Source organism: Ekhidna sp., assembly GCF_965221965.1.
Lineage (GTDB): Bacteria > Bacteroidota > Bacteroidia > Cytophagales > Cyclobacteriaceae > Ekhidna.
The window spans coordinates 3,169,203-3,190,926 of the sequence record NZ_OZ244926.1; the positions used below are offsets into that span (position 1 = coordinate 3,169,203).

Here is a 21,724-nt window from a genome sequence, read left to right on the forward strand (position 1 = left end):
TCCGATTTTTCGCAAAGAGCGAATAAAAGCATAGACCCAGAGGCGTGGCAGAGTGGTCGAATGCGGCGGTCTTGAAAACCGTTGTACCGAGAGGTACCGGGGGTTCGAATCCCTCCGCCTCTGCAAAATGAAAAGGTCAGTACTGATAAAGTGCTGGCCTTTTTCATTTTATGCTGCTGAAGATATGAGAACTCCCGAGGGGGTTCGAAATGGAACGAAGTGGAATTCACGAGGGGCCGTGCGGCATGGTATAGCGTATGAGTAATCCCTCCGCCTCTGCAAGCGAAAGCCCTGACATTAGTCAGGGTTTTTTGTTTGTGGGCGGATCGAACGTGTTCGAATGAGCAGAGCAAATAAAAAAAGGAACTTAGAGTGCAACGAGAAGGCTTTCGCTTGACACACCCCCTCAAGGGATCACGCCAGTAATCCCTATCTAACTCAAAATTTATTAGACCTTTTTCATTTTATAGTGCTGATGATATGAGATCGAAATGGAGCAAAGCGGAATTCACGAGGGTCGTGCGGCACGGACGAGCGTATGAGTAATCCCTCCGCCTCTGCAAGCGAAAGCCCGATGCATAGCATCGGGCTTTGGGTATGGGTCCTTAAACCTCTACGATCTATGATATACTCGAATAAAAGATTTGAAAAAAAAGATTACAATAAGATTGAGGAATACTTCCAAACCTATATATGAAGCGAGTTGAAGGTCAAAACTTTCACCATATATGTAATAACATGCTATACTCGAAGCATAGAGGATGATGGAGATAAACAGAATGAGTATGTCTTGACTAATTTTTTTTAGAAACTTAAAATATGAATCAGTAATGACTACACTCATGAAGACTATTTCAATAATGGTAATCTTTATTATTGAAAAAATAAATGTTTTTATTGCTGAATCAGAATCGAAAACCAGGCTATCAGATAGTTGTTGATAAATAAATACAGCAATTGTCAACAGAGCTAAAGTATGACTTAAAGCAAAATCTAATTTTGAAATTGTAAATTCTCTTCTGTCATAATTGGTTTGCCTCCATTCTATTATGTATCGAAAACCATAATATATGACCAGTAAGATCAGAATCACCGGGATAGCAGATGGAGCTAACAATTCAATGTCAATTGAACTAAATGGCTTAGTCCCAATTCTTAGGCCAACCAAAGAATACAGTAAAGACAATCCCGAGAATAGAGCATATGCTTTTCTTGCACTATAGTAAGCTTGATGGAAATGCGGCGTTTCTTTCGTCATATGATTAGATACTTCCCATATTCAATTTGAAAATCCACCATTATTAATTGAAACCTTTTGTGGCATTTTCATTAAGTGATAAATTTAGTTGATGCTCGGTATTGTAAGGGCAATACTCCATAAAAGTAAGACAACCTCTCACTTTACATACTCATTTAAATTGTAATCGCTGTTAATATCTTATTTAAGAGGATCGTAGTAAATAATCAAAGTCAAATTATTCCGCCCCAGCAGTAACTACCCCTTGCCCAAAACTTCGCTTCATTTGAGCCAGTTGATAAGGAGTGCACAAGTCTGTTTGCTCAAGAAAACTCAAAATATATTTTCCAAGCATGGGATTAACCTGCATCTCAGAAACATTGGAAAGGTTACTCACAATCTGAGCGGCATCCTCTTCCAGATGGGTACTCATCCCGAGAAATGACGGCAGGTTGTATTCGATGGCAAGACGTAAAAACCTGATTTCTATGTTCGTTGGATCTTCATCGACAATCTTTTCCATCATTTTATTATACTTCACTACCTGATTTAGCTTAGAAATAGGATTCCATACAACCTGAGCGAGCAAGGCCTCTGAAACTGCCTGATATGCTTCAATTGTATAAGATGGATTTTTTACGTTATTCACCAATTGATGAAAATCCTTTGAGTCATCAGGGTTGAGGACAACTAAATGAAATGCCGATCGTATTTCAGCTAGATTCTGACCTGCTGATGAAAATATTGCAACGAATAGTCCAAAGGATAATAAAAAGGTTTTCACATCTACAAAACTCAAATAAGCGAAAAGTGTTCTGAAGATGACTGGATTAAAAGAGAAGTATTCAAATTCTCATTTTGACATCCAATTTCTTAAAATGATAGATAATCATAAATTAATTCTGCCAGCAGTTCGTTTAAACACAGAGTGGAACATTATTTGATATTAAGAATTCGCATTAAACACAACAAACAGAAATAAAATGATCAGTAATTCAAATCGATACCTGACACTGATGGTCGTCCTTGCAGTCGCATTTTCTTCATGCAAAAACCAAAAGAAAATGACCGACCTGAGCGATCCAACAGATGTACAGGAACAAGTAGAGCGGGGCAAGCCAATCGGGCAAGAGGAAAGCGATCCTGAGCCTGCAAAAACGAATGGTGCCTCCAAGAAATCTCCGGAAAGCACTGAGTCAAGAGTCAATAGCTATTTCAGCGCAATAGCTAACGCTTCGTCAACTACAAGTGCTAATAACAGCATCCGGGAAGCCCTCACCCTTTTTTCCAATCCAGATGTTCCGGTTCTTATTGTTTTCTATGAGGCCAACGGCACCCCAAGTTATGATGAGCCTACTACCATTGAAAAGTACCTTAACTATCTCAAGGACACGAATAACAACAGTACACGTGTTGACGAAATGGTGATGGATTCCAATGGCAGAATCAAGGAAATAGTTCTAAAAAAAGTAAAATAAGCAAATGATGAAATTGATAAAATATATGACGCTAACACTCTTTATGGGTGTTGCAACGCTGGCCTCAGCACAGACAAATGTAGACCCGGAGCGGAAGCAGGCGATCGACTCCCTGGCACTGGAAAAGGTCAAGGATTTAAGTAAATACATTAGCATTATCGGGAATAAAGACACGCAATTTTCCGAGGCAAAGCGTGTGATGGACCGAGCAGAAGAGTTATTTGCTCCCGGCAGTGAAATGGGGGTTTCCTCTCTCTCAAAAGAAGAAATCAGCTACTATAAAGTTCGCGAATACTTTGAGCGACTATCCGCACTGAATTACGACAAGGTGACCATCAAATGGTATGATATCCATTATGTAAGTGACCTGGAAAAACAACCGGATGGAACATACGTGGGTGTGATCACCATCTACCAACGGTTTGAAGGCCGATCAGAGGATGGTCTGTCATACAAAGACACAACCAAGAAAGACATCACGATTTATGTGAAGAAAAAAGAAACACAAATCGCCGGACGAATCATTGAGTTCTGGGACGTGCTACTTGGAGATATCCGTGTAACCGAAACGACTGCATGAGATACTGGTCCGGATTCATCCTTTTTATATTAATCATTCATTCATCTGTGGGTCAAAACGGGCTCACAGATGAAATGAAAGAACATGAGGAACAGTTTAATGCTTCGACCAAGCAAATCAATCAATTCTTTCGAAGGTTTAACGGGGAAGAGGATAAAGATGGAAACCGGTTCAATCCTTCTGACAAAGAGTTCCGATCAATTTCACTGAGAAAAAACTACCTCCCCAATCTTTTCGATCTGAACAACGAGCGTATTGCACAAGAAGCAAAGCAATTCGTCAAAGATGTGGCTGATAAGCAGTCGCCAAAATACCTGGATTTTCATGCGAAAGATTGGTTTGCTGAAGTTCAAACTGTATTTCTAAAAGGAGGAAGAGAAATTTCAGGCTTGCTCTACATGAAACTGCAGCAACAGGGCCAGGGCTATGAGTGGGTGATTGATCATGTCTCCTTTGATCATTATCAATCTTATTTTAAAAAAGATACGTCGGCTACCAAGCGATTTCTCCACCCCATGAGTCATGAGCTGGATTTTATGACCTTAAGGAAAGCTCTCAAAAACGAATCGCACAGCGAACAATTCACAGCGAGGGATTTTAGACCCGATCAGCTCACGCTATTCCTGCACGAACTAAATCAGGGAATTCTGACTTTTAAGACCGTTCGTGAAGTAAAATTTCATTTCTTTACCATTGATGATTGGTACTTTTCTTTAGCCAATTTTAACCGGATGGGGTACAATTCCGGCTGGCTCATTGATAATGTAGTACCTATACAAAATGACCAGCATCGAAATGCCATCAAAAACTATATCTACGATCTTGACTAGGGCGACACGTTTGCTTTTGGCTCCTCTCTTCCTGGTAATATTCACTTACACCCATGCTCAAGATGAAGAGCCCGACCCCAAAATAGAAGAGGTCCAAAGCCTCGTGGATTTTTATGAATACATGCTGAATACGGTCGGTGCAGAGAAGACGCCAACACGCGACAAAGAGGTAATCATTACAGAAAGTTTTAAAAAGATTTTTGAGAATGAGAACGTGCAAATCGAGGATGACCTGATCCCAGATCGCAAAGTCATCACCAATAAAAATGTAAGTGCTTACCTCCGGGATGTTGATTTTTTCTTCAATGACATCACCTTTGATTTCAAAGAAACCTCCATTACCAAACAGACGAAAAGCGATGCGTCTGAATATTACCTGGTGACTTTTGAAAACACCATAGATGGCGAAACGATTGAAGGTGAATCCTATACACAAACCAACCAACGGTTTATTGAAGTAAATGTAGACCGGGATGCCGCCGACCTTCGCATTGCCAGCGTATACACCAACAAAATGAGCCGTGAGAAAGAACTTCGGCAATGGTGGACATCCCTTTCTTTTGAATGGAGGCGGATATTCAAAGAAAGAGTTCCTTTCGATTCACTGACCTTTCAGGTACTGCAAAAAATGGCAGACATTGACAGCCTCGACTTGTCTGATAATGCATTCATCGTCACCATTGAGCCCGTTTCAGCATTAAAAGACCTTCAATATATAAGCGTTGATAACACGCAGATTTCTGACCTGAAGCCGCTGCGATACGCCAACGATCTGCAGCACCTTTCAGCGAATAATACCCTGATACGTGATCTCTCCATCGTTCAATATTTTGAAGGTCTGAAATCACTGAACATAGCCGGCACTCCTGTACGGGATTTAAACGAGTTGTCGCGATTGAAAATGCTACGTACACTCGATCTCTCAGGAACACGACCCACCTCCTTCGAGCCACTCCGGACACTTGCAAATCTGGATGAGCTCGATTTATCGGGCACAGGAATAGTGAAGATGAATTTTCTTGAACCACTTACGCAGTTGAGGGGATTAAGCCTTTCAAATACAGAAGTGGCAGATGTCTCCCTGCTGGCAAAACTTATCAACCTCAAAAACCTAAATATTTCGAAGACTTCCGTTTCCACCCTGTCTCCACTGGGAAGTCACCCCTCCCTCGAGTATCTGAATATCGATTATACTTCCATCAATGACCTTAATCCGCTTTTGGAAGCTCCGGCATTAAAGAAAGTATCTGCCGACTACACGACCATCACATCCAAACAGGCTTCAGCTTTCATGTCGAAAAGACCTAAAGTGCTGGTTATAAGCAACAGTGAGAAAATCGAAAAATGGTGGTTGTCACTTTCTCCGCAATGGAAAGAGGAAATCCTGAGCAATGTGGATTTTGAACCGAATGGGAAGGAGGACCTTATCCGGCTGGTCAATTTAGATTCACTGGATATTTCCGGAGCGCAGTTCATCAATCCTGCACCCCTGGAGGTATTCAACGGAGTGACCCATCTGGATGTCAGTAAAAATTATTTCAGCGATCTAACCTTTCTGAAATCCTTCGACCGCTTGAAATCCTTTAAAGGAGATAGTCTCCCGATTTCTAAGGTTGACGTTTTTGAAAAACTTACCAGCCTGGAGCAGCTTTCGCTAAAGCATACGGGCGTCCTGGTTGTAGATCCCTTAAAAAAACTCACCAATCTTCAACTGCTGGATATAGATGGCACGAAGGTTTCCAAAAATGCTGTCAGCGAGCTGGTTGATGGCAATCCGAACCTAGTAGTGATCTTTCAGTCGGCAGCATTAAATGAGTGGTGGAACGGCCTCTCTGCGGAATGGAAAGAAGCATTCAACCTAAAGCAAACGAGCAATTTCCACCTTCACCAATTGATCGAGATACAGGCGCTGGTCATTTCCAATGTTCCCATCCGGTCACTTGATCCTTTATTGGAATTCATTAATCTCAGAGAGGTTAGTTTAAATCAAACCCGGATCACTAGTCTTTCTCCATTGAATCAACTAGGGAAATTGACAGCTATTACGTGTGCGAATGGTCCATTACAAACACTGGAAGGAATTGGCAGTCTGAGAAACCTGAAGACATTGAACATTGCCAATACAGCGGTTGAAGATATACGTCCGATCGAGCATCTCACAAATATAGAGCGGCTCGATTGCTCCGGTACCAGTATCAAAAACTTCAAAGGGATCGATGAGCTGAGTAACCTGAAATACCTGAATGTGAGCAACACCCGGGTATGGAAGCTTTCACGGATTTACGGGCTCACCAAGCTGGAAAAATTGATTTGCTACAACACCCGCCTTTCGGACAATGAAATCGAAGATTTCAAAGTGGCCTTTGGTGATTGCGAGGTGACTTTCTATTAGTTAAGCTCAAATCCATCCGCATCTTCCAGGGCCTTTGTTGGTGTTGTCACCAACAAACATGCATTAGAGGATAGCTAGATGAACCCATCCTAATTATCTTCAACAAATGGAAATAACCCAGGATCACGCACAATACTTCACCGCAACTGTTAACAACTGGAAACATGTATTAAAGTCAGATGATGCCAAGCAGATCATTGTCGACAGCCTCTCCTTCCTTCATCATCAGCAAAGAGCCTTTATCTATGGGTTTGTCATCATGAGCAATCATATTCATCTGATATGGCAGATACGAGACGGACATATTCTCAAAGATGTTCAACGAGATTTCCTGAAATTTACAGCTCAGAAAATCAAGTTCCTTCTACAGGAAACCAATCCGGAACTTCTGGCTGAATTAGAAGTGAATCTCGCCGACAGAAAATATCAGATTTGGCAGAGAAGCCCACTTAATGTACCGGTGTATAGCCCTGAAGTCTTCCAACAAAAGCTGGATTACATTCATAACAATCCGGTGAAGGCCGAGCTATGCAATGAACCTACCGAATACCATTATTCTTCAGCTAGATTCTATTTTGATGGTGACTCATACTTTGATTTCTTAAGTCATCATGATGGATAGCCTTTAAGTTTCACTTAGCCGCTAGTGTGGGTCTGTTGGTGACAACACCAACAGAGGCAGGAATCAGAATGATAAAATGGTAAAAGAATTTATTTCAACCACTCATGCAGTCTAAACCTCTCTTTAAGGGACTTATCTAAAATGCTCTCGTTCAACTCTTCAAAAGTTGGTCGTTCAACAACGAGGTATTTTAATTCAAAAGACCACTCTTCCTCTGGCTCTTTCTTTTTGAGTCCCTCAATGTTAATTTGACCATTTGACAATCTCTTCAATATTTTATCCACCACATAAACCCTCTTGATTGTATCATCTTTCGAATAAAGTTCTATCTCGACACCTAACTCAAGGATATCTAAAGTCCCCCCATTGTAAATCCATGCTGTAAAAGTGTCATTAAAATAGAGGCCCTGTGCTTCAACATTATAAGTGTCATAAGTAGTATCCCTACGAACCGAATAAAGCTCTTTCCAAGAGTCCCCGGTAAATACAGAAGTTTTTCCATCTCCCCTTACTTTGAATACCCCCTTTGAAGTATCAATAATCTGAACGTCGGTAGACCTATTGACATAGAGTAGGTAACATACAATTCCAAGCAAGATCAAAGCTACCATAGAGGTTAAAAGTACAATCAGGTCTTTCTTTTTATTTAGTAGCTTCATAAACCAATAAGCTTCGTTTTGTCAATCTTAAATATAAATGAATTAACTTTCGTCAATACTTCCTACTTTCTTTTATTCAAAAATTGATATGAAAAATGTCAAGGAAATATTTCTTAATCTCCTTATTACTAATTGTTTCTTCAGGCTTTTTGCATTCTCAATCTTACAGTAAAGTTGAATTAAGTAACATGCTAAAATCATTCTTTGAAGGCAGTTCAAATGTAACTTATTTACCTCCTGAGTTTTATGATTGTGCTTATGGATATTACACAGATGGATATACAGATGCATCTGATCTGGGATTTATTGTTGCACAACGATGCGTCCCAAAATTTCTCCCCAAGATGAGGTTCTCTGATAAAGGTGTTAAAGCTATGGCGAAGTTTGGCGATGCATTCGTTTTAAATTGCATGAGGCTTATTACAGAACATGAAAACACCTTAAACACCTTGGAGTACTGCAAATGCATCAATGATAGTTATGTGAAAAACGAAATTGGTTATGACGATTTAGAAGATCCTGCATTTGAAGAGTCTGATCTAAAAGAAACTATCCTACAGTCGTGCTATCTAAAGAACAAATTAGAGGATTAAGGCAGTCATGTCTTTTATCTATCAATTTATCAATTAAAGAAGGTTTTACGATTCCCCCTGGAATATTAGCATGACTTAGCATCCCAAAAGAGTAAAGAAACTGGTCTTTATCATGCTATCAATTTGCCAAGTCTTTCCTGCAACCCAATTCAGCAAATGCAAATATCCACAAGTAGTACAACGTAGATTCAAACACCAGTTTTCTTTCGATGCTAACGTGCACAATTCCTCAAACGGATTCAAAAATTCCAATATTAAGGGGTTACTCTGCCAACAGCAATGAGCCAACAATCAAAATCAAGAGAACTAAAAAACCTCCGAGCCAGGAAGATGCAAAAACAAAGAGAGCAAACAATAAGAATGCAATTAACACCTTTCCGAGTAAGTAAACATTGCCCTTCTTTTTGCTCATGAAATTCTAAATCGATACACTATAGCTGCTAAAAAATAAAAATCTTTAGGCCTTTGTTGGTGTTGTCACCAACAAACATTCCTCAGTAAGATAACCCGATAAACTTTTACTCAGAGAAGACCTGTAAGGTTTTGAAAACCTTACAGGTATGATTTGATCTTCTATTTCAACTCAAACCCATCCGCATCTTCCTGGAAAGGGAAATCTCTTCGATAGGTCTGTAGTTCTTCAGCCGAGAGTGTAGCGGTCAGGATTACTTCTTTATTATCAGAGAAGGCTAGTTCTTCTCCTTTTGGAGAATAGATGCCTGAATGACCATTGTAATCTTTAGGAAACCCATCAGTCCCTACTCGGTTCACTCCCGCACAGTATGCCAGATTCTCAATCGCTCGGGCTTTGAGCAACGTATCCCATGCATTCACACGTGTATCGGGCCAGTTGGCAACATAGAGCAACAAGTCGTATTCATAGGTTTGCTCTTTAGTTTTCTTCGAGCGTGCCCACACCGGAAACCGTAAATCATAGCAAATCATCGGATGAATTCTCCACCCCTGATACTCCAGAATGATTCGTTCTGAGCCCGGCGTGTAGGTTTCACCCTCAGCAGCGAGGTTGAACAAATGCTTTTTGTCGTACTGCTTGGAAGAACCGTCCGGATACACGAAGTAGAGCCGATTATAGAATTTTCCCTGATCTTTTGTAATCACACTGCCAGTAATCGCCACTTTCCGTTGAGTGGCCATCTGTCGCATCCACTTGAAGGTTCTGCCTCCGGGAGGTTCAGAAAGTTTATCAGCGTTCATGGAAAAGCCCGTGGTAAACATTTCCGGTAATACAATCAGGTCTGATCCATCGATGGACCAGATCATTTCCTCGAACATCGCCAGGTTGGCGTCTATCTGCTCCCAGTGAAGGTCGGCTTGTATCAATGAGATTGTCAGGTCTTTCATGGTTTTTGATGGATTGGTAAAAAAAACTCAAAAGTTCTTTTTTGTCATTTCGAACGAAGTGAGAAATCTTTACTCCTTTTATAAACCTTAAAGATTTCTCGTCGCTAGCGCTTCCCTCGAAATGACAACTTTTGACTCTTAATGTAGCTTACCTCGGCACCTTCACCCGGTACTCCGCATCTGTCTTTCCCTTACTGATGTTTGCCAGCTTTCCTTTAATCAGTCGCTTCTTAAAAGGTGTGAGATAATCGGTAAAAAGCTTTCCTTCGATGTGATCGTATTCGTGCTGGATTACACGCGCTTTCATCCCATCAAAGGTTTTTTCATGAAGCTCCCAGTTTTCATCAAAGTATTCAATCGTGATTTGCGGCTTTCGATCCACATCTGCTCTCACTCCTGGGATGCTCAGACACCCCTCTTCAAAGGCCCACTTTTCACCCGTTTCCTCAATCATGATCGGGTTGATGAATGCCTGCTTTAGCCCTTCCTCCTCATCATCTTCCATAGGAGCAGTATCGATTACAAAAATGCGGATGGACTCTCCTACCTGCGGTGCAGCTAACCCAACGCCCTGGGCAGCATACATCGTTTCAAACATGCTCTCTACGAATTCTATCACAGAATCATCGCCTTCTTCTACCTCGCGAGCTTTTTTCTTGAGTACCGGGTCACCGTATAGTACGATTGGAAAAATCATGGAATACTTTCTAAATATGATTGCAAAATGATCGTTGCGCTTACCTTGTCCACATTCCCTTTATTTCTTCGATCCTTCTTCTTCATGCCCCCTGCGATCATGGCATCCATCGCCATTTTAGAAGTAAAGCGCTCATCGTGCAAAATTAATTCCCTTGAAGGGAAAACTTTTTTGAATCGGTTGATAAATGCCTGAACCAGCGGGGTAGCGTTGGTAGGCCTGCCATCGGTATTCATCGGCATCCCAATAATCACGCGGCTCACCTCCTCCTTTTCAAAATATGCTTTAAGAAAATTTTCAAGGGTATGGCTGGGAATCACATCTAAAGGGGATGCGATCATTCCCAAAGGATCCGTCACAGCCAAACCTGTTCGCTTGGCTCCATAGTCTATCGCCAAGATTCTCGGCATTAATTAAGTGTAGATAAGATTTTGATCTTCTTACTTACTTCCTCTTCCAGCCTAATCGCTTTTGGAAAGTAAATGCGATTCTCAATCTCTGCGTGGTAAATCATCTCACGATCGAAGGCCATTATTTCGTGCAATAGCACGCGATCATGTAAACTCTGTGGTTTGAGAGAGGCCATCAACGAACGAATGGCTCCAAATTCATCCTCATGCTGATGCTCGATGAGTTCTGCTTCTAACGAAAAGTTGTCATATTCTGTAAACAGGTTTAAAGAAGCTGACATATAGCCCTTATTCACCTCACACAGCAGATTGATGTATTTAAATGTAGTGTCTTCCTCCTCGTAAATGTGTTTGATGAAATCCTCCACAAATTCCGGAAGGAGATTTTTCAATCCCTCTTCCCGATTCCATTTTTTCACCAAATGCACGATGTATGGAAGCTTCTCTTTGATAAAGATGTGGTGGGCATGCTTAAGGTATTCCGTGAGTAATTCAATCGGATAGCGCTCAAGGTCTGAAAAGCTGAATCGATGACACGTATCAAATTCGTAGAAACTTTTGATAACCTTTTGACGATCCAGTCCCCGCTCCTCACATATCTCCTTCAGTTTTCGTTCCGGCGCTTCAAAAAAATCAATACCCAGGTAATGCAATGCCCTTGCATACACATAGTTTTCATCGACTACCTGACCGATCGTTTTATCGAAGACCATATACAAAAATAACCTCTTCATCGACGCAAGCCAACACTTTGATCATCAATGCGTTCATTCCTTTCAAATAACTTTTATTTTTGACCTTTATCGTCGACTATGAGCACACATAAAAATTCCAGTCGGGCAGTTCGTCTGCCACTTTACATTGCAATCACTTTATGCGTAGGGGTATTCATTGGAGCCAATATGGCCGGATCCACCTCCGCTACTACCTCAAATTTCATGAATAGCCTGAATAAATTTCGGCAGGTTCTAACACACATTGAAAACGACTATGTAGATGAGGTAGATAGCGAGGAATTGGTTGAAAGTGCCATTTCCAGCATGCTGGAAGAGCTGGATCCGCACACTTCATACATTCCAGCGAAAGAACTGGAGTTGATCCAATCGCGGTTGGAAGGCAATTATGAAGGAATCGGAGTGGAGTTTAATATTTTCAAAGACACCATTCATGTGGTCAGTCCGCTAAGTGGAGGACCATCAGAGAAATTGGGCATCCGTGCCGGTGATAAAATCATAAAGGTGGACGGGAAAAACGTAGCAGGAATTGGCATGACGAACCAAAAAGTGGTAGAAATGCTGCGTGGGCCCGGAGGGTCTGAGGTTACGGTCAGCATCAAACGGGAAGGGGAAGATGAGTTGATTGACTTCACAATTGAAAGAGACGTGATTCCTCAATACTCTGTAGATGTATCCTACATGGTGGATGATGAAATTGGCTACATCAAGATTGCACGATTTGCCAACTCTACCTACCTGGAGTTCAAGGAAGCGCTTTTATCCCTAAAAGATCAAGGCATGAAGAAACTTGTCATTGACCTGACAGGGAATCCGGGAGGATACCTCAATCGTGCTGTACAAATCGCAGATGAGGTGTTATCGGGCAGACAAATGATCGTCTACACTGACGGAAAGGAAAAACGATACGTTGAAGAACATTATTCAGGAGAAAGAGGAGATTTCGAGGAAGGCTCACTGGTGATCATGATGGATGAGGGGTCTGCATCTGCCTCAGAGATTGTAGCCGGGGCGGTTCAGGATCATGACAGGGGACTGATTGTGGGGAGAAGGTCTTTTGGAAAAGGATTGGTTCAGCTTCCGATCGATTTAAATGATGGCTCTGAACTACGTCTGACCATTTCCAGGTATTACACACCAAGTGGGAGAAGTATCCAGAAAATGTATGAAAGTGGCAATCTGGATGAATATTACATGGAAGCATATAACCGCTATGAAAACGGTGAGGTGTATTCCTCCGATAGCATCAAATTCAATGATTCGCTGGTTTATAAAACAGATAAAGGCCGAATCGTGTACGGTGGTGGTGGCATCACTCCCGATTATTTTGTCCCGCTGGATACCACACAAAACACTCGCTACCTGAATAGATTATTTAATACGAACTCCATACAGGAGTACACGGTGAAATATGCCCAGGAAAACAGCGAAAAGCTCTCAGAAATGGGATTTGAAACATTTAGGAGGTCATTTGATGTTACAGATGTGATGCTAAAAAATCTGGTTGCGGTAGCTACTGACAATGGATTGAAGTTCAATGATAAGGAATTCAATCAATCAAAAAGGTTGTTAAAGCAACTAACTAAAGCCTATATTGCAAGAGGGATATGGGATAATGATGGTTTTTATCCAATCTTCAATGAGCAAGATGAAATTTTTCAGCAAGCCATCCAGCTAATGGATGAAGCAGATAAAATAGCTAAGAGGTAATATGACGTACTATCACAGATTAGGAGAGATACCTCCAAAAAGACATATTCAGTTTAGACAACCCGATGGGAGCCTTTATGCAGAGGAGTTGGTTTCTTCTCGTGGATTTTCGGGGATTTATTCAAACCTCTATCACATCAATCCTCCTACCAGGGTGGAAAAGGTGGGTAAATCCATTCCATGGAAAGAGGAAATTGCCAAAGATTATACTTTGAAGCAAACGCACCTCAACACTTCAGGCGTGGAAACCACAGGGGATGATTTTCTGGAGGCAAGAAAAGTATTGCTTAAAAACAAAGATGTAAGTATGGCCATTTGCCATCCTACCTCCAGAAAAATGGACTATTACTACAAAAATGGACAGGCCGATGAGGTTATTTTCATTCATGATGGTAATGGTTATTTATACTCTCAGTTTGGAAAACTGAGAATCAAGCAAGGTGATTATGTGGTGATACCTCGAACCACCATTTACCGACTGGAATGGGATGAGGGGCCTTTGAAGCTATTGATTATTGAATCCAACCATCCGGTGGAAACACCAAAGAGATATAGAAATGAATTGGGACAGCTATTAGAGCATTCGCCGTATTGTGAGCGAGATATCCGTCCCCCATCAGAAATGGTAACGGAAAGAGAAAAAGGAGACTACCTGGTGAAAATCAAGCATGAAGACATGCTGCATGACTATCATTATCAAACTTCTCCGTTTGATCTGGTAGGATGGGATGGAAACTTATATCCCTATGCCCTGTCCATTCATGATTTCGAACCTATAACCGGCAGAATCCATCAGCCACCTCCGGTCCATCAGACCTTTCAGGCACATGGGTATGTGATCTGCTCGTTCGTCCCGAGACTATTTGATTACCATCCTCAGGCGATTCCTGCACCATACAATCACTCCAACATTGATTCAGATGAAGTGCTTTACTACGTGGAAGGAAACTTCATGAGTAGAAAGGGTATCGATCGCGGGTCGTTCACTTTGCATCCTGGAGGATTGCCGCACGGACCTCATCCTGGTACAGTGGAAAAAAGTATTGGAGCCAAAGAAACAGAAGAGCTGGCAGTGATGCTTGACACTTTTGGGCCTCTTTATGTAACTAAGACTGGTCTTCAGTATGTGGATGAGAACTATCCCATGAGCTGGAAGTAGTTAGCAGTCCTGTAACCTTCCATTCAACCGAGAGTACTTCCTGTACTATTCGGGTGGTTGATTACACCATATAACATTAATTAACTGTAATTAACACTCGGATTCGTAAAATTTGAGGTGTGATGCAACTTTTCAATGGTGTTGCTCATCCTTTAGACAAGGTTAGGTTTTCAAACAAGAAGTGACAGACGCTCATTTGGAAAAAGGACTAAGACTAATGAAAAAACCCAAGTTCAATAAACTCATAACATTGCTACTGCTACTCGGCACGTTTGCATTCCTTATGGAGGCAGAAGAAAGAGTATCTGAAATAGCACAAAAAGAGCTTTCCGGGTGGGCGTCTTTACTTCCTGTGAATCAAAAGCCTAAACAAACCAACTCAATCAACCCGTACACCCAGCAGGTCTCCATCCTCCACGCACTCCTTTCTGACTCTTCGAAAAAAGTTAATTCAACAAACAATTAGGGAAGCAAAATTTCGTACTGTTTTTAATAAAGTATGCCGATTTTTTAAATCGTCTTATTTTTGTTAAAACTTGTCACCCGTATGAACGAAGAATTTTATCTCGATTTTCTAGCCAAATGGCAGCAAATCGTCTACATCCTGGTCTTTGTAGTTCTAGGAATTGGCGTGCTCAATTACGTCTTTTTTAAGATCACTTTTGCCACCAAAAAGACCTACAAAGAGAAGTATGATCTCGCTAGCGAAAAGGAATCTAAAAAGCTCCTAACCGGTCATATTATGATCGCTGTGGCACTTTTCCTTTTCTGCAATACATTGGAATATGAAACGATGAAAATAGACCCACTGTGGTTTTTTATCAGACTTTTCGTTTCCCTCTGTATTGGCGTGCTTTATGGTTATATAGCACAGCTTATCCTGAAGTTTTATTATCCCGGTGTTCTCGAGAAAAAGCTAAAGAAGCTGCGATACACACCACGGATAAATCCTGAGAATGGTAAAAAGATGAAACTCCTCAGTGAAGATGAGGAGGATGCCTATTTGGACGAAGGGATGCAGGCTGAGGAAAATGTTTTTTCTGTGGACTATGACGTGTGGATTGACGAATCTACCGGCTATACCAAAATCGAAAAATACAAAGGCCACCTTAGCGCACTTGAATGTGATCGATGTGGTTTCCAAACACTCCGGTTGGAGAAAGAAGAAATTATCAGAGAAGCAACCGCAGAGGAAGATGGAGAGTTGCTTAAAGAATACAAGTGCTCGTATTGTAATCGAATCAAACGTAAAAATGTGGTTCTTGCTCACAAAATCAAGGATGCAAGCAGTGGTCGCTTAATTGATGACCCTTTAACCCATGATGCGCGTATTTCTGTTGTCAGAATAGAAATACATGGCAGAAAAGGTGAGGTAAGAGAGTTTGACTTCCAAAACATTGATCAGGCTAAGAATTTCTTAAATGAATTTGATTTTGAGAAATTAGAGGAGGAAGAAGAAGAGTCATTCTAACCTCACCTATATGATCAGAAAAAGAATTGGGCTCGTTATCGGGCCCATTTTGTTTTGTATTGTTTTTTTTCTAAGTCCCTTCGAGGGACTTAATCAGGAAGCCAATGCGGTTCTTGCCTGTACACTTTGGGTGGCTACCTGGTGGCTATCAGAAGCTCTGCCTATTTCTGCTACAGCCCTGCTACCTATTGTCCTTCTTCCTCTAACGGGAGGAGCAACCATTGCACAAACGACTGCTGCCTATGGTGATAAGATGCTGTACTTATTCCTCGGTGGGTTTGTCATTGCCATTGGAATGCAACGATGGAACCTTCACCGAAGGATTGCTATTGAGATCATCTCAGCAGTAGGCACCAATGCCCAGCTCATTGTTTTAGGTTTTATGCTGGCTACAGGACTCCTGTCTATGTGGATATCCAATACCGCCACCACACTACTTATGGTCACAATCGGTACGGCGTTGATTGCTGAGATGAAAGAGCTCACAGGGAAGTCAGGAAAAATGTTTTTTAAAGCACTTTTGCTTGGAATTGCCTTTTCTGCTTCCATTGGTGGGGTAGCTACGTTGGTAGGTACTCCAACCAACCCGATTTTCGTTTCCATTGCCGATCAGCTTTATCAGCAGGAATTCAGCTTTGCCTCCTGGCTGGCATTTGCCTTGCCATTCTCCCTAGTGATGCTGGGAGTTTGCTGGCTTGTATTAACACGATTTGTATTCCAACTCCACAAGGTGGACGTTACGGTGGGAAAAGAAATGATCTTAAAGGAGAAAGAAGCGCTTGGAAAAATGGGACAAGAGGAAAAAGCCATTGCTATTGTTTTCCTGATAACAGCCATTTTGTGGATCACGCGCTCCTTTGTTCTCAATCAATTCATCCCGGGCATCAATGATACGGTGATAGCCATCGCAGCAGCGCTCACACTTTTCATCATCCCATCAAAGACCAAAAAGGGAAAACCATTGCTAACATGGGGGGAGGCAGAAAAACTACCCTGGGGTGTAATCATCCTCTTCGGCGGTGGACTTTCCATTGCTGCCGCCTTTCAAAGTTCCCAACTCGCTGAGTGGTTGGGATTGCAACTAACAGGCGTATCTGAACTGCCACTCTTTCTCATTATTCTGATTGTCTCCCTCACTGTTAATTTCCTGACCGAAGTGACATCCAATGTAGCTACTGCATCCATTATGCTTCCGGTCCTCGCTTCACTGGCTGAAGCAATCGGCGTTCATCCTTTCTTTTTGATGGTTCCCGCAACGATGGCTGCTTCCTGTGCATTTATGCTACCCATTGCAACAGGCCCAAATGCCATTGTTTTCAGTTCCGGAGAGTTAAAAATGGGTGATATGGTTCGAGCAGGTGTTTGGCTAAACATTACTTCCAGCATCCTGATTAGCGTACTTGTTTACTTTGTTTTGCCGGCCTTTCTATAAGCAGCCCGATTGCTATTGGCAATATAAACGCCTATTCCCACAGCAATCATCCCCACATAGTGCATGAGGTAAAGTCGTTCCCCGTCTATCACCCCCCACATCACCGCAAAAACAGGAATGATATAGGTTACTGAGGAAGCAAAAAGGGGATCCTTCATTTGTAAAATCTTATTGAAAATAATTAGCGCGATAGCCGTTCCCACCACACCTAACACACAGATATAGAAGGTGGCTAAACCGGTTCCTTCTACGCTCATCAGCTTTGGCCAAAAGTCTGTGAACCCAAAGAGATAGATGGCTGCAATAGGTCCTACCAAAATCAATGAGACACTGGTGACTGTAACCGCATGTAAGTCATTAAGCTTCTGCTTGATCAGGTTTAGATTGGATGCATAGCAAATGGTAGCCAGGACCACCAATAAGGCATATGCATTGATTCCGTTCAATGAATTTCCTTCGCCTGCAGTAATCAATATGGCTGTCCCGATAAACCCAATCAACACACCTACATAAACTGCTTTTAACTGTTTCTGCTTGAAAACAAAAAGAGCAATCAAAATGGTGAAAATAGGCACCAGTCCGTTTAAAACGCCTGTAATTGCGCTTTCTAATTGTGTTTGTGCAATTGCAAAAAGAAAAGCAGGTATTAAGCTCCCCAAAAATCCTGCGGACTTCAAATAAATAATTCGGGATTTTTCCACCCATCTAAATCGCTTGATCGCTGAGGGCAGCAAAAAAAGTGAGGCTGCAACAATACGGAGCGAGCCCACCTCCTGGGGTTCCAGTCCAATCAATCCTTTTTTAATGAGGATAAAAGAACTACCCCAGATAAACGCCAGGGTGAATAAAAGCACCCAGGCCAAGAGCGGAGATTTTTGCATTTAGATTAGTTGTGAATGAGTTACAAAATAGAATAAACAAATCTCGTCAGGATTGATTCATTTTCCCTCTCCCAACTTATTCCACAGTATATCGAATTGTTTATTTCTTTCAAATCATGAACAAACACTCTCTCATTTTTTGGAGAGATCAATAGCTCTCCTCCTTTAAATTTCACAAGAATTCTCCGCAAAGAGGCAGCCGGTGAGCTTAATGGATTATAGCTTCGGTTAATCGATTCAATATCCTTTATGTCTACCTTATAAAGGCAGGCCGGTCCAATCATAACCCATAGGATAGTGCCTCCTATCTGATAGTTTATCCCAAACCATATGACACCTACAAAAGCAAGAACAACCGAATAAATAACCAGGAAAATTATTCCTGACCCACTAAATGGAAGCATTCCAAAAACGGGAGCCAAGAGCACCGCCCAAAGAAATATGCCCAAAAGGATGCTTCTCCTGGATCTATAAACTTTCATGCTACAGCCTTATCTCAACTGAAGATAACAGCTTCCCCGTATAAATCCGGTATTTGTAGCAATGTTTCCTTTACTTCCTGATAAGATTCGGATTCTACGAGTGTAGTCCGTGTGGGCTTGAAATTTTGAATACCTCGGAAGTAGTTCGTGTAGTGCCTTCTCATTTCAAACAAGCCCAGCTTTTCACCTTTCCATTCCATGGAAAAATCGAGATGCTGCACGGCCACTCTGACTCGCTCCTCCAATGATGGTGGATCCAACAACTCGCCTGTTTTCATGAAGTGTTTGATCTCATTGAAGACCCAGGGGTACCCTATAGCAGCACGACCGATCATGATCCCATCTACCCCATACTTATTTCGGTATTCCAGCGCTCTTTCAGATGAATCAATATCACCATTACCAAAAATGGGGATGTGAATACCCGGATCGTTTTTCACCTCCGCGATTGGCTCCCAATTTGCCTCACCCTTATACATCTGCTTTCGGGTACGGCCATGGATGCTCAAGGCTTTGATACCCACATCCTGAAGGCGGTGAGCCACTTCTTTGATCTTGATCGTAGAGTCATCCCAGCCTAGCCTCGTTTTGACTGTCACAGGTTTATTCACCTGCTTCACAATCTCCTCAGTCATCTTTTGCATTTTCGGCAAATCCAGTAATATGCCGGCACCAGCTCCTTTGCAAGCCACTTTTTTCACCGGGCAGCCATAGTTGATATCTATGATTTCCGGATCTGCTTCTTCGGCAATAGCCGCCGCTTCCCGCATCGACTCGATCTTATCTCCAAAGATTTGTATCCCGATCGGCCGCTCGTAATCGTAGATGTCAAGCTTCTGCACGCTCTTTTCTGCATGCCGGATCAATCCCTCAGAAGAGATAAACTCTGTGTACATCAAGTCTGCTCCATTCTGCTTGCAAACGGCCCTGAATGGCGGATCACTTACATCCTCCATGGGTGCCAGTAGCAATGGAAACTCTCCAATTTCTATATCGCTGATTTTAACCACCTTGAACGGTTATATTTGTCGGCAAAGTTAGCCATATGCAGGATATTCTCAGAAATAACGCAGAAGATAAACAGCAGGCACGTGCCTGGGCCTTTGGCTTAGGACTGACAGCATATATATCTATCGTGATGATGCTGGGTGGTAGTGGTGGAGATGAGGTGGAAACAGACATGATTCTCCAAATGGATCCGGTCTTTCTTCTCGCTATTCAGGGCATAGCCTCCACTTTCATGTTTGTTGGTGTTCCATTGCTATTTATTGGAATAGCCTTAAAAGTTCCAATCAGGGAGTTTTTTCCGAATGTCTCATGGACCACTGCCGGGCTTACCATCCTGATCTCAATAAGTTTTATGGTCGTCAATAGTGCCATTGGAGAGTGGAACATGAATTTGGATTTCGGAAATTCTGACTTTGCTGAATGGGCCCGAAGGTCCGAGGACCAGTTAAAAGTACTAACAGAACATCTTACTGATTTCACTTCAACTTCTCATTTCATTCTGGCACTCGTAGTGGTGGCTATCATTCCGGCGATTGGTGAGGAGCTCCTTTTCCGGGGCTTAATCCAGAATATGTTTACCAAAGCATTTGCAAACCCTCACATCGCTATTTGGATAACGGGCTTCATTTTCGCAGCGATCCACATGCAGTTTTTTGGTGTTATGCCACGTATGCTTTTAGGCGTTCTATTCGGATATCTCTATCACTGGAGTGGAAAGCTGAGTGTAGCGATGATTGGTCATCTTGTAAATAATGGACTAGCTCTTATTGCTATTTACCTGGCCCAAAAAGATGTGGTGGAAGTATCTCCTGAACAAATGGAGCAAGCTGCTCCATGGCCGGCTGTTTTGGTTTTTGCAGCCATATCCTTTTTCTTGATTCGGGCATTTTATAAAAAATTTCAACATGCGTGATTGGCAGGCAGTATATTCAGACGATCAGGAACACCGTGTAGATATTGTTCAGGCTGTCCTGTCCGATAAAGGAATGTCTCCTGTAAAAATCAATAAGCAGGTTTCGCAACATGGTTTCGGAAATTTTGAAATATTTGTGGCGCCAGACTATGTCATCAGGGCCATTAGAATTATTAAAGAAGAAATAAAATTTGAGTAGATATCCTGACCTAGCTCCCAGATTCTTTTCAGCCGTTATCGGTGGAATGATTATTATCCTATCCCTTTTGTGGAACGAGTGGGGATACTTTGCTGTATTTCTTTTTATCTCCTGCATGACCATGTGGGAGTTTTATCGGCTTATGCGACTTCAGAGCTATGTGCCAATACGGCTTTTGGGGGTAACAATCGGTGGGTTATTGTTTGTCCTCACATTCCTCATTGAGGCTGATTTACTCCCGTCAGAGTTTTATGTGGCACTTTTTCCCCTGGCGTCATTCGTTTTCCTGATTAAGCTTTATAAAAAGAGTGATGTTCACCCGTTCATCAACATTGCCCTCTTCTACCTGGGTATTCTATATGTGGCTGTTCCGTTCGCATTAATCAATATCCTGGTGTATTACAGTGGAGAATATTCCTATGAGATTATCATGGGCCTTCTTTTCCTTACCTGGGCCAATGATGTTGGTGCTTATTTTTCGGGGATATTATTCGGAAGAAGAAAATTATTTGAGCGTATATCACCCAACAAATCCTGGGAAGGAAGCATTGGTGGAGCTATCACCGCCGCTTTGACGGCCGTTGTTATTGGTTTTTATTTCGAAGGATTGAACCCTATTGAGTGGATCAGTGTCTCCATCATAGTGGTAATTGCAGGCACTTATGGCGATTTAGTAGAATCACATTTTAAGCGGTCTATTCAGATTAAAGATTCAGGAACGACCATCCCCGGACATGGCGGATTTCTGGATCGATTTGATAGCTTTTTAATTGCGGTTCCTTTCGTTGTAGTTTTCCTGAAATTATTCTAAAGAGAAGCGGATTTCCGCTTAGTTTTGCGCTCAAATAAACAATAACCCCATTTTATTTAATTCC

General features: G+C 41.9%; 25 protein-coding genes and 1 tRNA gene. 16 read left to right on the top strand and 10 right to left on the bottom strand.

Going from position 1 to position 21,724, the window contains the following annotated elements:
- The first annotated feature begins 38 nt into the window (after window positions 1-38).
- Window positions 39-123: transfer RNA gene (locus tag ACOQON_RS14895), tRNA-Ser, on the top strand.
- A 947-nt stretch (window positions 124-1,070) separates the two neighbouring features.
- A complete protein-coding gene (locus tag ACOQON_RS14900; RefSeq protein ID WP_420576215.1) occupies window positions 1,071-1,223 on the top strand; it encodes a hypothetical protein in 153 nt (50 codons plus the stop codon).
- A 252-nt stretch (window positions 1,224-1,475) separates the two neighbouring features.
- Here the strand turns inward: ACOQON_RS14900 and ACOQON_RS14905 are convergent, their stop codons facing one another.
- Entirely contained in the window at window positions 1,476-2,021 is a 546-nt protein-coding gene (locus ACOQON_RS14905; RefSeq protein ID WP_420576216.1) for a hypothetical protein, read from the bottom strand.
- Between the two features lie 199 nt (window positions 2,022-2,220).
- Between ACOQON_RS14905 and ACOQON_RS14910 the strand changes: the two genes are divergently transcribed.
- The 5 genes from ACOQON_RS14910 (at window position 2,221) to ACOQON_RS14930 (ending at window position 7,139) form a co-directional block, all read left to right on the top strand.
- The gene (locus ACOQON_RS14910; protein ID WP_420576217.1) at window positions 2,221-2,715 is read left to right on the top strand and encodes a nucleoid-structuring protein H-NS; all 495 of its coding nucleotides are present in this window, start codon (window positions 2,221-2,223) and stop codon (window positions 2,713-2,715) included.
- Between the two features lie 7 nt (window positions 2,716-2,722).
- Entirely contained in the window at window positions 2,723-3,295 is a 573-nt protein-coding gene (locus tag ACOQON_RS14915; RefSeq protein WP_420578695.1) for a hypothetical protein, read from the top strand.
- Window positions 3,292-4,125 (top strand): hypothetical protein, encoded by an 834-nt coding sequence (locus ACOQON_RS14920; RefSeq protein WP_420576218.1) that lies wholly within the window; start codon window positions 3,292-3,294, stop codon window positions 4,123-4,125. Before ACOQON_RS14915 ends, ACOQON_RS14920 begins: the two co-directional genes overlap by 4 nt.
- Complete coding sequence (locus tag ACOQON_RS14925; protein ID WP_420576219.1) at window positions 4,118-6,517, top strand: leucine-rich repeat domain-containing protein; 2,400 nt, start codon at window positions 4,118-4,120, stop codon at window positions 6,515-6,517. The genes ACOQON_RS14920 and ACOQON_RS14925 overlap by 8 nt, the downstream gene beginning before the upstream one ends.
- Window positions 6,518-6,623: 106 nt before the next feature.
- Complete coding sequence (locus tag ACOQON_RS14930) at window positions 6,624-7,139, top strand: REP-associated tyrosine transposase (protein WP_420576220.1); 516 nt, start codon at window positions 6,624-6,626, stop codon at window positions 7,137-7,139.
- A gap of 89 nt (window positions 7,140-7,228) precedes the next feature.
- Here ACOQON_RS14930 and ACOQON_RS14935 read toward each other — a convergent pair whose 3' ends face one another.
- Entirely contained in the window at window positions 7,229-7,798 is a 570-nt protein-coding gene (locus ACOQON_RS14935) for a hypothetical protein (RefSeq protein ID WP_420576221.1), read from the bottom strand.
- Between the two features lie 188 nt (window positions 7,799-7,986).
- On the opposite strand from ACOQON_RS14935, the gene ACOQON_RS14940 reads away from it, so the two are divergent.
- A complete protein-coding gene (locus tag ACOQON_RS14940; RefSeq protein ID WP_420576222.1) occupies window positions 7,987-8,391 on the top strand; it encodes a hypothetical protein in 405 nt (134 codons plus the stop codon).
- 262 nt (window positions 8,392-8,653) lie between these two features.
- On the opposite strand, the gene ACOQON_RS14945 is transcribed toward ACOQON_RS14940, so the two are convergent.
- From ACOQON_RS14945 to ACOQON_RS14965, 5 genes are all read right to left on the bottom strand, one after another.
- Window positions 8,654-8,803, bottom strand: a complete 150-nt coding sequence (locus ACOQON_RS14945; protein ID WP_420576223.1) for a hypothetical protein — start codon at window positions 8,801-8,803, stop codon at window positions 8,654-8,656.
- Window positions 8,804-8,964: 161 nt separating this feature from the next.
- Entirely contained in the window at window positions 8,965-9,753 is a 789-nt protein-coding gene (locus tag ACOQON_RS14950; RefSeq protein WP_420576224.1) for an amidohydrolase, read from the bottom strand.
- A gap of 148 nt (window positions 9,754-9,901) precedes the next feature.
- Window positions 9,902-10,450, bottom strand: a complete 549-nt coding sequence (gene def, locus ACOQON_RS14955) for a peptide deformylase (RefSeq protein WP_420576225.1) — start codon at window positions 10,448-10,450, stop codon at window positions 9,902-9,904.
- Complete coding sequence (gene ruvX / locus ACOQON_RS14960) at window positions 10,447-10,860, bottom strand: Holliday junction resolvase RuvX (protein WP_420576226.1); 414 nt, start codon at window positions 10,858-10,860, stop codon at window positions 10,447-10,449. The genes def and ruvX overlap by 4 nt, the downstream gene beginning before the upstream one ends.
- Window positions 10,860-11,594 (bottom strand): iron-sulfur cluster repair di-iron protein, encoded by a 735-nt coding sequence (locus ACOQON_RS14965; RefSeq protein WP_420576227.1) that lies wholly within the window; start codon window positions 11,592-11,594, stop codon window positions 10,860-10,862. Before ACOQON_RS14965 ends, ruvX begins: the two co-directional genes overlap by 1 nt.
- A 78-nt stretch (window positions 11,595-11,672) precedes the next feature.
- On the opposite strand from ACOQON_RS14965, the gene ACOQON_RS14970 reads away from it, so the two are divergent.
- The 5 genes from ACOQON_RS14970 to ACOQON_RS14990 all read left to right on the top strand — a co-directional run bounded on the left by ACOQON_RS14970 (window position 11,673) and on the right by ACOQON_RS14990 (window position 17,366).
- The gene (locus tag ACOQON_RS14970; protein ID WP_420576228.1) at window positions 11,673-13,304 is read left to right on the top strand and encodes a S41 family peptidase; all 1,632 of its coding nucleotides are present in this window, start codon (window positions 11,673-11,675) and stop codon (window positions 13,302-13,304) included.
- A gap of 1 nt (window position 13,305) precedes the next feature.
- Window positions 13,306-14,463, top strand: a complete 1,158-nt coding sequence (locus ACOQON_RS14975) for a homogentisate 1,2-dioxygenase (RefSeq protein WP_420576229.1) — start codon at window positions 13,306-13,308, stop codon at window positions 14,461-14,463.
- A gap of 217 nt (window positions 14,464-14,680) precedes the next feature.
- On the top strand, window positions 14,681-14,929 hold the full coding sequence (locus tag ACOQON_RS14980; protein WP_420576230.1) for a hypothetical protein: 249 nt from the start codon (window positions 14,681-14,683) through the stop codon (window positions 14,927-14,929).
- A gap of 81 nt (window positions 14,930-15,010) precedes the next feature.
- Window positions 15,011-15,934 carry a hypothetical protein gene (locus tag ACOQON_RS14985; protein ID WP_420576231.1) on the top strand — a complete coding sequence of 308 codons (924 nt, stop codon included), beginning with the start codon at window positions 15,011-15,013 and terminating at the stop codon, window positions 15,932-15,934.
- A gap of 10 nt (window positions 15,935-15,944) precedes the next feature.
- Window positions 15,945-17,366 (top strand): SLC13 family permease, encoded by a 1,422-nt coding sequence (locus tag ACOQON_RS14990; RefSeq protein ID WP_420576232.1) that lies wholly within the window; start codon window positions 15,945-15,947, stop codon window positions 17,364-17,366.
- Here ACOQON_RS14990 and ACOQON_RS14995 read toward each other — a convergent pair.
- From ACOQON_RS14995 to dusB, 3 genes are read right to left on the bottom strand one after another with little or no spacing between them, the layout of a single operon-like run.
- On the bottom strand, window positions 17,339-18,247 hold the full coding sequence (locus ACOQON_RS14995) for a DMT family transporter (protein ID WP_420576233.1): 909 nt from the start codon (window positions 18,245-18,247) through the stop codon (window positions 17,339-17,341). The two genes, ACOQON_RS14990 and ACOQON_RS14995, sit on opposite strands and share 28 nt — an antisense overlap.
- A gap of 20 nt (window positions 18,248-18,267) precedes the next feature.
- On the bottom strand, window positions 18,268-18,729 hold the full coding sequence (locus ACOQON_RS15000) for a PH domain-containing protein (protein ID WP_420576234.1): 462 nt from the start codon (window positions 18,727-18,729) through the stop codon (window positions 18,268-18,270).
- A gap of 14 nt (window positions 18,730-18,743) precedes the next feature.
- Window positions 18,744-19,739: a tRNA dihydrouridine synthase DusB gene (gene dusB, locus ACOQON_RS15005; protein WP_420576235.1), complete on the bottom strand. Its 996-nt coding sequence runs from the start codon at window positions 19,737-19,739 to the stop codon at window positions 18,744-18,746.
- A gap of 35 nt (window positions 19,740-19,774) precedes the next feature.
- Here dusB and ACOQON_RS15010 point away from each other — a divergent pair, with 35 nt between their 5' ends.
- The 3 genes from ACOQON_RS15010 to ACOQON_RS15020 are packed head-to-tail and all read left to right on the top strand — an operon-like array spanning window position 19,775 to window position 21,660.
- Window positions 19,775-20,650 (top strand): CPBP family intramembrane glutamic endopeptidase, encoded by an 876-nt coding sequence (locus tag ACOQON_RS15010; RefSeq protein WP_420576236.1) that lies wholly within the window; start codon window positions 19,775-19,777, stop codon window positions 20,648-20,650.
- Entirely contained in the window at window positions 20,643-20,849 is a 207-nt protein-coding gene (locus tag ACOQON_RS15015) for a hypothetical protein (protein WP_420576237.1), read from the top strand. Before ACOQON_RS15010 ends, ACOQON_RS15015 begins: the two co-directional genes overlap by 8 nt.
- Entirely contained in the window at window positions 20,842-21,660 is an 819-nt protein-coding gene (locus ACOQON_RS15020; protein WP_420576238.1) for a phosphatidate cytidylyltransferase, read from the top strand. The genes ACOQON_RS15015 and ACOQON_RS15020 overlap by 8 nt, the downstream gene beginning before the upstream one ends.
- The last annotated feature ends 64 nt before the right edge of the window (window positions 21,661-21,724 follow it).